This is a genomic window from Flavobacterium circumlabens (assembly GCF_004345565.1).
Classification (GTDB): Bacteria; Bacteroidota; Bacteroidia; order Flavobacteriales; family Flavobacteriaceae; genus Flavobacterium; species Flavobacterium circumlabens.
Genome location: NZ_SLWA01000002.1, coordinates 69,282 through 84,273 on the forward strand (window position 1 = coordinate 69,282; position 14,992 = coordinate 84,273).

The 14,992-nt window shown below is 35.6% G+C and carries 15 protein-coding genes; 2 read left to right on the forward strand and 13 right to left on the reverse strand.

Annotated features, from left to right (window positions below):
* Positions 1–215 precede the first annotated feature (215 nt).
* On the reverse strand, positions 216–1,187 hold the full coding sequence (locus tag EV142_RS04935) for a D-alanine--D-alanine ligase (protein ID WP_132033320.1): 972 nt from the start codon (positions 1,185–1,187) through the stop codon (positions 216–218).
* Between the two features lie 277 nt (positions 1,188–1,464).
* Between EV142_RS04935 and EV142_RS04940 the strand changes: the two genes are divergently transcribed.
* Positions 1,465–2,088: a PASTA domain-containing protein gene (locus tag EV142_RS04940; RefSeq protein ID WP_132033322.1), complete on the forward strand. Its 624-nt coding sequence runs from the start codon at positions 1,465–1,467 to the stop codon at positions 2,086–2,088.
* A complete protein-coding gene (locus EV142_RS04945) occupies positions 2,078–3,121 on the forward strand; it encodes an RluA family pseudouridine synthase (protein ID WP_132033324.1) in 1,044 nt (347 codons plus the stop codon). Before EV142_RS04940 ends, EV142_RS04945 begins: the two co-directional genes overlap by 11 nt.
* Positions 3,122–3,203: 82 nt before the next feature.
* Here the strand turns inward: EV142_RS04945 and EV142_RS04950 are convergent, their stop codons facing one another.
* The 12 genes from EV142_RS04950 to EV142_RS05005 form a co-directional block, all read right to left on the reverse strand.
* Positions 3,204–3,818 carry a hypothetical protein gene (locus EV142_RS04950; RefSeq protein ID WP_132033326.1) on the reverse strand — a complete coding sequence of 205 codons (615 nt, stop codon included), beginning with the start codon at positions 3,816–3,818 and terminating at the stop codon, positions 3,204–3,206.
* Positions 3,819–3,826: 8 nt separating this feature from the next.
* Complete coding sequence (locus tag EV142_RS04955) at positions 3,827–5,068, reverse strand: ATP-binding cassette domain-containing protein (RefSeq protein ID WP_132033328.1); 1,242 nt, start codon at positions 5,066–5,068, stop codon at positions 3,827–3,829.
* A gap of 17 nt (positions 5,069–5,085) precedes the next feature.
* Positions 5,086–5,943 (reverse strand): sulfurtransferase, encoded by an 858-nt coding sequence (locus EV142_RS04960; protein WP_132033330.1) that lies wholly within the window; start codon positions 5,941–5,943, stop codon positions 5,086–5,088.
* Between the two features lie 31 nt (positions 5,944–5,974).
* A complete protein-coding gene (locus tag EV142_RS04965) occupies positions 5,975–6,364 on the reverse strand; it encodes a DUF1398 domain-containing protein (RefSeq protein WP_132033332.1) in 390 nt (129 codons plus the stop codon).
* 24 nt (positions 6,365–6,388) lie between these two features.
* Positions 6,389–7,381, reverse strand: coding sequence for an alpha/beta fold hydrolase (locus EV142_RS04970; protein WP_132033334.1), 993 nt, complete (start codon positions 7,379–7,381; stop codon positions 6,389–6,391).
* A 108-nt stretch (positions 7,382–7,489) separates the two neighbouring features.
* Positions 7,490–8,326, reverse strand: a complete 837-nt coding sequence (locus EV142_RS04975; protein ID WP_132033336.1) for a mechanosensitive ion channel family protein — start codon at positions 8,324–8,326, stop codon at positions 7,490–7,492.
* 91 nt (positions 8,327–8,417) lie between these two features.
* Positions 8,418–8,855: an acyl-CoA thioesterase gene (locus tag EV142_RS04980; protein WP_132033338.1), complete on the reverse strand. Its 438-nt coding sequence runs from the start codon at positions 8,853–8,855 to the stop codon at positions 8,418–8,420.
* Between the two features lie 397 nt (positions 8,856–9,252).
* Positions 9,253–10,833 carry a T9SS type A sorting domain-containing protein gene (locus EV142_RS04985; protein ID WP_132033340.1) on the reverse strand — a complete coding sequence of 527 codons (1,581 nt, stop codon included), beginning with the start codon at positions 10,831–10,833 and terminating at the stop codon, positions 9,253–9,255.
* A gap of 368 nt (positions 10,834–11,201) precedes the next feature.
* Entirely contained in the window at positions 11,202–11,786 is a 585-nt protein-coding gene (locus tag EV142_RS04990) for a hypothetical protein (protein ID WP_132033342.1), read from the reverse strand.
* Between the two features lie 22 nt (positions 11,787–11,808).
* Positions 11,809–12,837 carry a saccharopine dehydrogenase family protein gene (locus EV142_RS04995; protein WP_132033344.1) on the reverse strand — a complete coding sequence of 343 codons (1,029 nt, stop codon included), beginning with the start codon at positions 12,835–12,837 and terminating at the stop codon, positions 11,809–11,811.
* 22 nt (positions 12,838–12,859) lie between these two features.
* Positions 12,860–13,564, reverse strand: coding sequence for an outer membrane beta-barrel protein (locus EV142_RS05000; RefSeq protein ID WP_132033346.1), 705 nt, complete (start codon positions 13,562–13,564; stop codon positions 12,860–12,862).
* Positions 13,565–13,685: 121 nt separating this feature from the next.
* A complete protein-coding gene (locus EV142_RS05005; protein ID WP_132033348.1) occupies positions 13,686–14,945 on the reverse strand; it encodes a Na+/H+ antiporter in 1,260 nt (419 codons plus the stop codon).
* Between the last annotated feature and the right edge of the window lie 47 nt (positions 14,946–14,992).

The window sequence follows — 14,992 nt, forward strand, 5'->3', positions numbered from 1 at the left end:
AAGACTTTTTTTTAAGTTCCGAGTTTCTGAGTGTTTGAACTGGAAAGTTTTTAAGTTTTTGTGTCATTTCGACGAAGGAGAAATCGCATTCAGAGAGCAACGCATTATAAATTGTTACGGGACTTCGACTTCACTCAGTCTGATAATATTTTGTATGATAAAAAATAAGGTTCTAAAAACTTAGTGTCTCAGAACCTTAGTATCTTAGCAACTTTTTAAGAAAGAGCCAACTCAATTGCATTCGTAAACAAATCTTCCAGGGATATTCCGGCAGCTTTGGCTTGTTGCGGAATCAGACTTTCTGTTGTTAATCCCGGAATGGTGTTCATTTCAAGCATGTACGGTTCGTTGTCTACGATAATGAATTCGCTTCTGGAGAAACCTTTCATTTTCAACACTTCGTAGGCGCGTTTTGCAGTTTCTCCCACTTTTTGAGTTAATTCGTCTGAGATTCTGGCAGGTGTTATTTCCTGTGATTTTCCTTCGTATTTGGCTTCGTAATCAAAGAAATCATTGTCTGAAACTATTTCGGTAATGGGCAGCACTTTGATTTCTCCCTTATAATTGATTACACCAACCGAAACTTCTGTTCCGTCAAGGAAGCTTTCGATGATGATTTCGTTGTCTTCTTTGTAAGCTACTTCAATGGCAATTGGCAATTCTGCTTCTGTTTTTACTTTTGAAATTCCGAAGCTTGAACCTGCTTTGTTTGGTTTTACGAAACAAGGCAAACCTACTTTTTTTACAATTTCGGCTGTATTGATCACGTCACCTTTGTTCAGGTAATAAGAGATGGCCGTTTTGATTCCGTATGGTTTTAAAACCGAAAGCAAATCGCGTTTGTTGAACGTAAGTGCTGACTGGTAGTAATCACAGGAAGATTGCGGGATATTTAGTAATTCGAAATAAGCCTGCATTAATCCGTCTTCGCCCGGAGTTCCGTGAATGGCGTTGAAAACACAGTCGAAAGTGATTTTTTGTCCGTTTACGTTTACCGAGAAATCATTTTTATCAATTGGAAATTCAGCATCGTTTTCGTCTACATAAACCCATTTTTCCTTGAAAATATGAATACGGAAACCGGCGTATTTTGTTTTGTCAAGGTATTGGTGTACGACGTTTCCGCTGATAAGAGAAATTTTATATTCGCTTGAATATCCGCCCATGATGATGGCTATGTTTTTCATTGATTTGAGGTTTATTTGTTTAATCGTTTATTTGTTTAGTCGAAATGTTCTCCTGAAAACTGATGGCCTAGCCCTGATAGAGCCGGTATCCTTTTTCTTGCTTCTTTAGCAGGAAAAAGATTTAGGCGAAAGCAGGAAACAGCTCCTGATTCTAATTCTGAAACCAGTTGTCGGACTTTACAAAGTAAGACAATTTGAGACTTTCTTGTTTTAAACAAAATTATCATTTTTTTTGAAACGAAATAGGTTTATCTTTGCCACAACTAAAAATAAATTTATGAGTTTACGTAAGTATTTAACAAGCCGTGTGTTTTTTCTTCAAGTATTGGGTGCAGCTGCTATTATTGCAGTTTTGGGGTATTTGTTTATGCATTGGCTGACTTTTACAACGGATCACGGGAACGAAATAACGGTTCCGAATTTATCTAAACTGACAGAAGAACAAGTCGAAAGTAAACTGGACGAATTAGACCTGGATTATGTGCTTTTGGATAGTGTTGATTACCGAAGTGAATTTCCTAAATACAGTGTGGTAGAGCAGGATCCATTGCCCGGAACAAAGGTTAAAGTAGGAAGAAAAATATATATTAAAATTAATGCATCGGGTTTTTCGTCTGTTAAAATTCCGGATTTAATTGAGAAAACCTACCGTGAAGCAGTTCCGACCCTAAAAGCTCTGGGACTTCAGGAGGGAACCATTACTTATATTCCGAACCTTGGAAAAGATATGGTTTTGGAGATGCGTTATAAAGGAAGAAACTTAAAAGTAGGAGACCGCGTGCTTAAAGCTTCTAAAATTGATTTGGTTTTAGGAGACGGAAAAGCATCGTATGTAGACGACAGTCAGGCGACAGATAGTTTAGTTGCGCCGACAACTGAAACCCCAAAAGATGAACAATAATAATGAAAATTTAGATCTGGAAGACGAATTATTCGAACATTTCAGATTTGAAGTCCCTAAAGGTCAGGCGCTGTTGCGTATTGACAAATATTTAATGAATTTGATTCAGAATGCGACCCGAAATAAAATTCAGACCGCAGCCACTGAAGGAAACATTTTTGTAAATGATATTCCGGTAAAGTCAAATTATAAAGTAAAACCACTGGATGTGGTGACCGTGATGCTGACCCATCCTCCGTTTGAAAACCATATTCTTCCGGAAGATCTTCCATTGAATATTGTTTATGAAGATGATGCTTTATTACTGATTAACAAGGAGCCCGGAATGGTTGTACACCCTGGTCACGGAAATTATACCGGAACTTTGGTGAATGCCCTGGCGCATCATTTTGATAATCTGCCTATGAACAGCAGCGAACGCCCAGGTCTGGTTCACCGAATTGATAAGGATACGTCCGGACTTTTGGTGGTAGCCAAAACGGAGGCGGCCATGACGCATTTAGCCAAACAGTTTGAAGCTAAAACTTCGGAACGCGAGTATATTGCCCTTGTCTGGGGAAATGTGGCTGAAGAGGAAGGAACTATTAAGGGAAACCTTGCCAGACACTTAAAAGACCGCATGCAAATGGCTGTTTTTGCTGATCCTGAAATTGGGAAACCTGCCATTACGCATTATAAAGTGCTGGAACGTTTTGGTTATGTGACTTTGATTTCCTGTAGATTGGAAACAGGAAGAACGCACCAGATTCGTGCGCATTTGAAACATATCGGGCATCCATTATTTAATGATGAACGTTACGGTGGTCATTTGATTCTGAAAGGAACTACGTTTACGAAATACAAACAGTTTATAGAAAATTGCTTTAAAGCTTTGCCACGTCAGGCGCTGCATGCTAAAACACTTGGTTTTGTACATCCGACTACCGGTGAAATGATGCGTTTTGATACTGAATTGCCACAAGACTTTCAGAATTGTATCGAGAAATGGCGCAATTATGGGAAGACGCATACTATGGAAGAAGAGGAAAATTAATTAGATAATTTTTTAATTAGAAAATTAGATAATTCCTGATATTAAAAAAAGCTCCTGTTTGGAGCTTTTTTTTTGCTATTGTTTACAGAATACTTCTAATTGTTAAGTCGGTGATTTTTGCTTCTCCGTTGGTTAGAAAACCTAATTTGCCTTGTTGGCTTAAATTACTTTTTTCAAGAGAGCATTCTAATGTAGTTTCGTTATTGACTGAAAAGAACAATTGATTATGCAGTACTTTTATTTTTACGGAATACCATTTGTTGTTTTCTAATTTCATTATTTTTTTAAACAAGGTCGGGCCTCCGCGTTTTTCGTATTCATCACTCTTTTTGTGATAAACGCCTTTTCCAATCACGATATTCTGGTCGATTTGATAGAGATAGGTTCTGATATATTGCTTTTTATCGATGTTCAGCATAATCTCAAATAAAGATTCTTTCGTCATATTTAACTTAAAATCGATTTCATAATTTTCAGGTAGGTTCTTTTTAGATTCTATGACGCCCCAATGCATTGGGCCTCCGGTTCCTTTTAATGTATCTTTTTCAAGAGACCATTCTTTCGGATTTAAGTTCCAGTCTGACTGCAGAGCAGAAGCAGGAGCTATTTTGTATTCTTTTTTTGTTGTTGCAATGGTGCTACAACAGGAAGTGATTATTAGGGAGAGTACTAATAATAGGGGATATTTAATTTTCATTTTTGTTTTTAGTTTAGCTCTGAGTGGTATTTTATTTTGCCGATTGATCCTGTGGGAGTCGGAAGCAATTCAAATACCGAAGTAGGAGCGAGGCCGGATTCGATGCGATGTGAAACGTATAAAATACTGACGTTTGTTTCCTGTTTGATGGTATTGATCAGCTGAATGACCAAATCAACATTTTCGTCATCTAAACCTTCCACCGGTTCGTCCAGAATTAACAAAGGCGGATGTTTTAAAACGGCGCGAACAATTAAGGCGACTCTTTGCTGACCTATAGAAAGATCGATAAAACGTTTTTTGCGTAAACTACTCATTTCAATTACTTCAAGCCATTGCGTTACAATTTGTTTTTGCAACGTTGTGGGTTCGGTGTATAAGCCGATGGAATCAAAAAATCCGGACAGAATCATTTCTTCCAAAGTATGTCCTTTTTGAAATAAATCGGTCATGGAAGTCGTGAAGATTCCGATTTGCTTTTTGATGTCCCAGACGCTTTCTCCGGTTCCTTTTTTTCTTCCGAATAAGTATAAATCCTGACCAAAGCCTTTTGGATTATCACCTGTAATTAAAGATAAGATTGTGCTTTTTCCGGAACCGTTTGGGCCGATTAACTGCCAGAATTCACCTTCTTTTATCGTCCATGAAATTTGGTCTACAATTTTCCGATCGTCATAGCTTACGGAAACATTTTCCATTTTGACTAAAACACTTTCGTGGAAAGAATGCGATTCCAAAGCCTTTGGAATTGCGGATGTATTTAAGGTTTTATAAAGTTTTTCAATTTTTGAAAGAGGATGTAATTCAAATGTATTGTCTTTGATTTGTGCTTTATTGGGAACAAAATGAAGTACATCGGTAACGCGGTTTACGATCTGAATAATGGCGATCTGCTCTGTTAAATCTTTTAAAGATTCGGCTAAAATGACACGCGAGGCCTGATCTAAATGATCAAACGGATTATCGAAAATGATAAAGTCAGGTTTTTGACTGATGCAGTATTTTAAAAACTCTTTTTTGCGTTCACCGGAAGAAAAGGTTCGTAATTGCCTGTGGGAATCAGGAGAAGCCTCAACAATGTCGTATTGATATTCTTTTTCGATGAATTTTTCAATGGCAATATCTGAAAACAGTATTCCTTTTTGATTGTTAAAAACGGCTAATTCTCCTTTGGCTTCGGCAGAAAGTAAAGTATCAATAAAGGCTTTTTTGTTTACCTGATTCGATAAAAGTATATCCCAATGCTGCATTTCTGTTTTTTAAATTTTTAATTATTTTTTATGGTTGCCATCGGACGATCATTGCGCGACCATTCACTCCAGGAGCCAATGTACAGTTTCGGAATCGGAATTCCGGCGTAATCCATTGCTAACAGAGTATGACAGGCCGTAACGCCTGAGCCACAATGCACAATGGTGTTTTCAGGTTTTACATCGCCTAAAATCCGGCTGTATTTTTGGTGTAACGTTTCAGCGGAATGATAAAAACCATTTTCGTCTAAGTTTTCACTAAAGGGAACATTGACAGCGCCCGGAATATGTCCTGCGATTAAATCCAGGGGTTCTGTGAGGCCGTCAAAACGGTTTTTATCTCTTACGTCGATTACTATGTTTTCGTTGTTATTTCGGGCTTTTTCGACTGCTTCGATATCGGCTAAAGCCAATTTCCATTCTGAAACCGGATATTTTTCAGCGGGTTCAAAAGTTTCAATTTCTGAACTTACCGTAAAACCGGCTTTTATGGCGGCTTGCAGACCTCCGTTTACAACCTGCACTTTTTCATGGCCAATGGAACGCAGCATCCACCAGAATCTGGCTCCGGCATTCGATCCGTTTTTATCATCATAAATAATCACATGGGCTGATGGCTGAATGCCAAGTTTTGAAAGTACTTCCGAAAACTTCTCAAAAGAAGGTAAAGGATGTCTTCCTCCGTTTGCAGGATTGGTTTCGACGGTTGCTAAGTCTTTATTTAAATCAACATATCTCGCGCCTTTTAAGTGTTCCTTTTGATAATTTTCTTCCGCATTGATTCCTGCTCGTGCATCAATTAAAATAATTTCTGATGATTCCTGTAGTTTTACTAATTCTTCAGGATTTATAATTGCTGAAAATGTATTTGACATTTAAATGAAAATTAAATTCTTTTTAAAAATACTAACCCGGGATTTTTTCAATTAATATTTCGTTTCCTGCCAGATCAAAATAAGTACAGGTCATTTCGATGATATCCACACGCCATTTGGCAATACCACATTGCGCGGAATGATTACAAAACGTAAGATAATCCGTTTCACCATTTTGATGTTTGACCAGAAATTCGATAAAAAGCTCTTTGTTTACAGAGGCTGAGATTTTAATTTCGTTGTATTTTTCATCGGCGGTAACGTTATAATTGTTTACGCCATAGTATTCAACATGGCCATCGTGTACAAAAGTATCGTAGCCTTTTACGCCTAAAATAATTAAATCCTGTATATAATTTGGAAAATCTGCACCGCTTTTTACTTTGGCATGTGCTTCTTTTATTTGGTCTATAGTAAACATAATAGTTCGTTTTTAGTTAAAGTTTTATTGTTTCAAAAATACGATTAATGGTTTTATAAAGAAATCAAAAGATTCAATATGTGGCAAATGTCCGGTGTTTGGAATTTCGACTAATTTTGCGTTCGGAATTGCTTTTTGTGTTTTTTTACCCAGTTCCAAATAATTCCCCATTGTTTTTCTGACTTCTTCCGATACAAGCGGTTTTCCTAAAGCGGTTTTATCTCTCGTTCCGATAATTAAAAGTGTGGGGCTTTTGAGGTTTTTAAATTCGTATAAAACAGGTTGTGTAAAAATCATATCGTACAGCAAAGCAGAGTTCCAGGCTACTTTTGAATAATCCGCAGCGGTAGTCCAACCGGCGCCAAGTTCGGCCCATTTTTGAAAATCGGCATTCCATTTTCCGTCGTAATAATTCTCCATCTGGTATTTTTTGATGGCTTCGTAATTTTGTTTCAATTCCGATTCGTACCACCATTCGACAGGTTTATACGGAACAACCAATTTCCAGTCTTCTAAGCCAATTGGATTTTCAAGTACCAGTTTTTCGGAAGTTTCCGGGTACATCAGCGCAAATCTTGTGGCTAACATTCCGCCCATGGAATGTCCCAAAATGGTTGTTTTTTGAATTCCCAAATGATCCAGTAATTTTTTGGTATTTTCTGCCAGTTGCTGAAAAGTATATTGAAAATTATCCGGTTTTGAAGATTTTCCAAAACCAATCTGATCAGGAACAATTACCCTGAAACCTTCTTTTGTCAAAGCTTTGATTGTGGTTTCCCAATACGCACCGTTGAAGTTTTTGCCGTGAAGCAAAATGATATTTTTGTTGTTGTAATTATCGGGTCTGATATCCATGTAAGCCATTTTTAAAGGCTGGCGCTGATTGTTCAATTCTAAAAAATGAACGGGAAAAGGATATTCATAATTCGTTAGATTGATATCGAGAGCTTTTATATTTTCCTGTTGCGCCAGGCAGAGGAACGGTAGGAGCAGCAATATGATTTGTATTTTTTTCATTTTCGAAGGATATTAATTTGCAATTATAATAAAAGTAAGGCTTACCGCTTTAAATGCAAAAAATATACTCTTAAAATTATCAGAAAAAACCGAAAGTTTATTACAGGATTATTTTTTCAGCGTAACAACGCGCTGCGGGTACGGAATATCAATATCAGCTTCGTCAAAACGCTTTTTGATGCTTTGCAATAAATCACAATACATTACAAAACCATCAGTAGAATTTTTTGCCCATGCCCATGCTTTCAGCGTTACGCTTGAATCTGCGAGTGCTACAACACGCGCCACGACCAAAGGAGTTTTTAGTTTTTTATTTTCTGCTGTTCGGGTATCAATAAAAAGAGGGTGTTTGGCGACTTCGTCTTTCATGATTTCTAATGCTTTTTCGACATCTGATTCATAACCAATACCAATTTCTATTATTTTACAGCATTTGGTGTCGTGCATATTGGTATTTACAATAATCTGATTGCTGATAACTGAATTCGCAATAATGATTCTGTTGTTTTCTGCATCTTTGAGTACTACCTGTCTCAGATTTATATCTTCGACTGTACCAACAAAGCCATTGATGGTAATTTTATCATTGATTCGGAAAGGCTTAAAAATTACCAGAAAAATTCCGCTGACAATATTACTCAAAGCCTGCTGTGAAGCCAGACCCGCTACCAGCGAAATTACTCCGGCCCCGGCTAAAAAGGAATGCCCGATGATTTTGAATTCCGGAATCTGGATTAGGGCAAAAGCAAAACCTAAAATATAAATTACGGTTATGATTAAATGTTTTAAAAAACGAAAACCAGTTGCATCATATTCTTTATTGCTTAGTTTGCGATACAGGAAATAACGTAATACTTTGTCGGTAATGGCACCCAGTATTACTGTAATAATTAATATAATGGCAATAAAAACACCTATTCTAAAGTCTTTTAAATAATCAATCATAGGTTGCAAGTTTGAAAAAAATCCAAAAAACGACTATTTTTTAAAAGGTGCTTTTTGGATTTTTGTAATTTATAACAAATCGTATTTTCTTTTAAAGCCCGACAAAGTCATCGCTTTTAGGAAAGATACTCAAAGCTTCAATGGCAATTTCAGGAGTCGGAGAAGCTAGTTTGCGAAGTTTGGTATCCATCCAGGCACCATCAACTGTAATAACAGCACAAAGGGTGTCGTCTTCTTTTCTGAATTCGTGAACGATGGACCAACGCGAAGCATCGGCTTTCATTTTTGAAGTTTTGGTATGCAGGAATATCTTATCTGAAAGTTTTAATTCTTTTCTAAAGATGCATTCTTCCCTAAACAAAACCGGGCCAAAACTCTGTGTTTGCATGACACGAAGGGTTAAACCTAATTGTTCTAATATTTCGATACGATGTTGTGCTCCAAAATCATAATAGGCGCTATGACGGACGTGAAAATTGGGATCTAAATCTGACCAGCGAAAAGATAATTCTTTAATAAATGAAACCATTTTTGTTTTATTTTAATGTTATTCAGGCTGTTTTTATCGGGTTGGAAAAACAGTCATTTTCAGGAAATCGAAATTACAAATAAAAACGAACAGTTTATTAGAAAATAGAATTATTGATATTGAAATTGTCTTTTAATTTTTAAAATAAAGTTAAATATTTTATTCCAGTTTAGATTCTTGTATGTTTGATATTATAATAATTTAGAATTGATATATTCTTATTTGCGGTCAATTGTATATTAGAGAAATAACTTCGAAATAAAAAAAAACAGTTGCAAGAAAGTACTTGTAACTGTTTGATTATTTAATAAATTTATTTTATTTTTTTAGGACGGAACACATGTAATAGCTTTCTTTAAAAGAAAGGTTAAATTTATTTGAATAATGATACCAAAATTTAATTGATCAAGATTTTATTACTTTCTTCTTTACCATTATTATTTATTTTTAAAATGTATATCCCTTTTTCCAATCCTTGAACATTTATCGAAGAACCTTCATCCTTAATTTTAATTTCTCTTTTTTGAGTTCCATTTAGATCATATAATCGAGCATGGATTTCTGAGTTTATTCTAGCCTTTGAATTCGTGTTTTTTAATTTTATGTTCACAATATTATTTGAAGGATTTGGATATATTTCAAAGTTTGAACTATTTATTGTATTTTCATTGGTAATTTTTATATCGGGACCAGCGACTCTGTTTATTTCTTCGTCTTCACTGTTTATCGCTTGAGAAGTATAAATCACATCACTTCCGCAAGCATTTGTAGCTGTTAATTTCATTGTTACTGAAAAGGGAGGGTAAGCTGTAAAAATAGCAAGGCCGCCTACACTAAAAAAATCTACATAACCTGTACTTGAGACATATTCCCAAGTATAGGTAGAAAAGTCATTATAAAGATCTTGACCACGATAATTATAAACATATCGTTCTACTTTTTCTCCGGTAAAATTTGCTACAGGAGAGCCAACAATACTTATGTTTTTTGTTATTGCAAATGATTGTCCACAAGAATTCGATACTAATCCTGTTAATGTAAAAGCACCTTTTGAAACTGGAACTACTATTGCCTGATTGCCTGAATTTGTAACAGTTGCAACTGAGTTATTAGATGAACTCCAGTTTACAGTAAGGCCATTGTACAGGTTTGGAATATCATAGACTTCTGATGCTGACTGATAACAAATTGCAGGACTGCCAGCGATTGTTAATAAAGTTGGACTAAAACCACTTCTGGCTGTTGAACACGTTTTATGAGGCTGACTTACCCCATTTAATATTGGAACTACTTGAACAGGTGAAGGTACTGTTGTATAATCGGTAGGTTTTAAGTCTATATAATTTTCAGTTGTTGTAAAACCAGTTCCGCCGGGAACCGGGATACCATTTCTACTCCAACCATAACCAACATACCAAGTGTAGGACAAAGTACCCGGAGAATTATAAACATTATTAACAGTAAATATATAGTGTGAGTTTGAATCACAATAAATGAATTGTGAAGTTGGACTAATTTCAAATGTAGGAGACGGATTTTTGGTTATTTTGTAGATACAAGTTTTTGCAGGAGAATTGCCTGAAGAATGACTGTATTCGCCATAAAAATTACTTCCCGTAACTTCAATACTAGAAGCTGATATTGTTTGGCTAAATGTCCCTTCCCATGTTGTTCCACCTGAAAAAGCAGAGTTGTTAACTAATATTCCATTAAGTTCAACAGGGGTAGCGGAACTGTTTTTTTTCAAAAAGATTTTAAATTGGGCCGTAGATCCAACATCTGTTGATGAAGATGGTTTTGTAACTCTCAATGTAAAAGATACTGTTACAGTCGGATTATTACCTAATGCGATAGTAGCACAATTTTCTATAGGGGAGTTATTTACACTCACATTATACATTCCCGATATTATTTGGGAATTAACTAAGTTTATAAAAGTAAAAAATACAAAAAGAAATTGAAGGGTAGTTTTTTTCATAATAACTTATTTAGTATTAAAATTTTAATAAAAATAAGATTTTTTTTATGAAAAACAAATATTTTATTGAAGATCAATAGCTTATTCTTTTTTTTTAGATTTTCTAGCGAAACCGAAACCGGAGGATTTGTTCATTATTTTTATTCCTTTTTGTATTCAATCTTTTTACAATCCACAGCAATGTAAGTCCTTATCTGATAAGTTTAAAAGTACCATGACCTACCGGATAAATGAAACCATTTTTGTTTTATTTTAATGTTATTCAGGCTGTTTTTATCGGGTTGGAAAAACAGTCATTTTCAGGAAATCGAAATTACAAATAAAAACCCAGACCATTTAGTGCAAAAGAGAAGTATTGCTTCTGGTTTTTAAAAATATTCCGTTTTGAAAGGAGCAAAATCCTGTAGTTTTGGAAGCGGCCTCATGCTGATTTTCTTTTGAGTCTTCGTTACCGGAAAATTATCTTCGCCATAAGGTTCTGTTTTTTTAATACGAATTCCGGTAGATAAATTAAAATCGATTTGACCCATCGTTCCTTGTCCGTCCGAATAGACTTCAGAGAAACCGATGAGTTCGAAATTATTATTCTGATACCTGAATTTATGCTCAAAATGACCGCGCAAAAGTTCATTTTCAATACTAAGAATACCTTTTTTTATGGTAATTTCTGAAAAAGCATTTCCGCTGTAGTAGCCCTTTTTGCCTTCAGGGAAAGCAGGATCTATCGCTTTTACTGATGAAAGAATACGTTTAAAACTACCATTGGCTTCAGCAAAATAAATTTCGAGTTTATACGGAGCGTTATCGCTTAAAGTATCTTGCAAAACTAAAACATAGTCCGCCAGACCATCTTTGTTCAGATCGCCATTTACTTTAGTTATTTTTTTAGTGAAATTATCTTTTTGAGCTATTAAAGCTATGGGAAACAATAAGAAGAATATGATTTTTGGCATTGTTTAATGGTGCAATAGGTTTTTAATTTAAGGTAGATTCTTCTATGGCTGTTATTTTAATATCATCATCATTTAAGGATTTTAAAAAATCAGAAGCATCAAATACTTCTCCCATTGTCGTTACACCGTTTTTCTTTGTGCTGCCCGATAAAATTCTCTTTATGCTTTCTGTGATCAAAGGCGCTGTAACGGCATAAATATCCTGACCCTGAGCCGAAATGGTTCTCCTGATGTTACTTTTTACAGCAATAACTTCTACACAAAATTGCTGAGATGATCTGTTTTTACTGTCAACCGGTTTTGGTTCCGGAGTATCATTATTTCTAAGATCATCTAAAGAGTTCTGACTAAGAAAGGTATTAATCGTATTTACATTTAAATGGCGTGAAATCGTAATGATTTCAGAGAGTGGTAAAGCTACAACTTCCTTAATTCCGATTGGATTTTTGAAATCCCATTCTTTTGAAATCCCGGCTTCAAGTTCTTGTAAACGATTGTCTTTGAATGTTAATCTTTTGTAATGATTTCGATCTCCGGTTAATCTTGTTCCTTTTGTGGGATGCCAGGAATCCAGGCCTATGTAAACATTAATTTCATCAATTTCGTTCCAATCCTGCGTTAATGCGGTACTTATCAGATCGGCTAAGCCACCGTAAAAGGCAGCAGCAGGGATTATTAGAATTTTATTGTTTTTTGCTGGTTCAGCAAATTGTTCAAATACATCTAATACGGCTTTTTGTTCAGCACTTAAATCAATATAATGACTGCCTGATCGTAAAGCAGCTTCTATAATAGGTTTTGCAGTATCTAAATAAGGTCCGGCACAGTTTATAATAATTTTGGCTCCGGAAAAAGCATCGTCCAGTGTTTTTGGATCATGAAGGTCTGCTGCTTTTATTTCTAAATCAGGATATTCCTGATGGAGAAGGGTTAATTTTTCATGATCTCTTCCGGAAAGAATCAGATTCTTATAACCTTGTCTGAAAAGTTCCGCTAGAATAAATTTTCCGGTGTGACCATAAGCGCCATAAATTGCAATGCGATTTTCCATATTAGAAAATATTAAATTGGTTTTATAGTATCTGATAAGTTACGCCAAATCTAAAAATTTTAGAATGTACACTATTTGTGCCTCCGGTATATCCTTCTTTATAATTCGATAAACCGAAGGAATATCCCAGATAAACGCCAAATTTTTTATAATCTGTAGATACCTGAATTCTTGGACGAAGATCAGTATTTATTGTTTTTCTGTCTCTGGAGGTCGTATATTTATTTCCGTTTGTGTCAGTTGCATCTCCTTTTTCTTTCGCATTTAAGATACTTGCAAAATCAAACCCGGCGACCAGGTCAATTGGAAGCTGGCCGGTATTAAAACGATATCCGGCAAATGGATTGATATTGACTGAGCTGACATCCATAGTGGTTTCACCGGAAACAGGCTCCGCGATCCCTTCTTCAAATTTAAACACAAAAGCCAATGCCGTTTTGCTTCTCAGATTTTCGTAACCGGCTCCTATGCCATAAATGAAATTAACTTTGGTTATTCTTTTTAAGTTAAGTGAAACTCCATAAGCAAATGCATTTTTTGATCCATAAGGATTATTGGTATATCCATATCCTACAGTTTCGGAAAGCAGTATAAATGATGACGATTCCGCGCTTTCTCCGCTAAAAGAAGAAAGTCCCGAATCTAAAGACAGTCTCAATTCTGTTTTTTGACTGTATGAATTGGAGTAAATAAAAAAAGAAAGAATAAAAAGTAATAATTGCTTCATTATGAATTTTAGTTAAGGTTTGTGGACGCTAATGTAACTAAAATAGTATTGTATTTTTGCTGTTAATATTCATTTTTAAATTTCATAATGAAACCGAAATATGACGATTAGATTACTGCTTTTATTTTTCTTCTTTGGCACTCAATTTTTTCACAATCCACGGCAACGTGAGACCTTGACCGATAAGAGTCAGTAATACAACAGCGACAGAAATAAAAATAATTGCATTTCTTTCAGGAAATGGTGTTCCGTCTTCCAGAAATTTTGGTAATCCGATGGCGATGGCGAGCGAAACAATTCCGCGCATTCCGGACCAGCTTAAAATAATACTGTTGTTGAAGTCTAAAAGTGCGTGTTCGCTTACTTTTCTTTTCCTTTTTGTATTTTGAAATGCTTTTTGGAGATTGATTTTCTGCAAAAATATTCGGATCATCCTAATCACTAAAGCGACAATAGTAATGATTGCTGCGTAACCAATGTAAGGCAGGATCATACTGTTGTCTATGTCTTTCAGAATATAACGAAAATTAAGTCCTATTAAGATAAAGATCAATCCGTTGAGTAGAAAAATGATAATTTCCCAAAGGCTTCTGGATTGATTTTTTAAGCTTTCGGGAAATATTTTTTTACTGAAACGGGCAATTGCCAGTCCTAAAATAACGACTGCAATTACTCCTGAAACATGCAGATGTTCTGCAATAAGATAGGTGACAAAAGGCATTAACAGCAGGAAGCTAATCGTTACATTTACGTTTTTATGCACACGCGTTAGGATGTAACTTAGAATTTTAGCTATTACAAAGCCTACTAAAAATCCTCCTCCTAGTAATAATAGAAATTCCAGCGTGGCTTTCCAGATGACAAATGCGGATCCCATTACGGCAGCGACCGCAAAACGATAAGCCACCAATGCCGAGGCATCATTAATCAGGCTTTCACCTTCAAGAATAGTTATCGTTTTATGGGATATTTTCAGTCCTTTTGTAATGCTTATTGCGGCTACGGCATCTGTAGTAGAGAGAATTGCTCCAAGTACAAACGCCAGCGGCCAGGTCATTCCGGGAATTATAAAATGGGCTAAAACTGCGATTCCTAAGGCAGTAAGGAAAACTAATGAAATAGCGAGTGTACCAATTGTATTCAGATTGGTCTTGAAATCCTTAGGCGAAATATTAAAAGAGGCATCGTACAATAAAGGTGGCAGAAATAGCAGAAATATAATTTCCGGATTAATTTCGATTTCGTTCATTGTTGGAATAAATCCAATTGCGATTCCTACTATGACCAGTAAAATAGGTTGCGGCAATTTTATGGTGTCGGCAAAAGCGGATAGTCCGATGACGATGGCCAGAATAAATATGATGATACTGTAGTTTTCCATTTAGACTGCTGTTGAATTGAAGAAAGTTGCTAATGTAAGTATTTCGG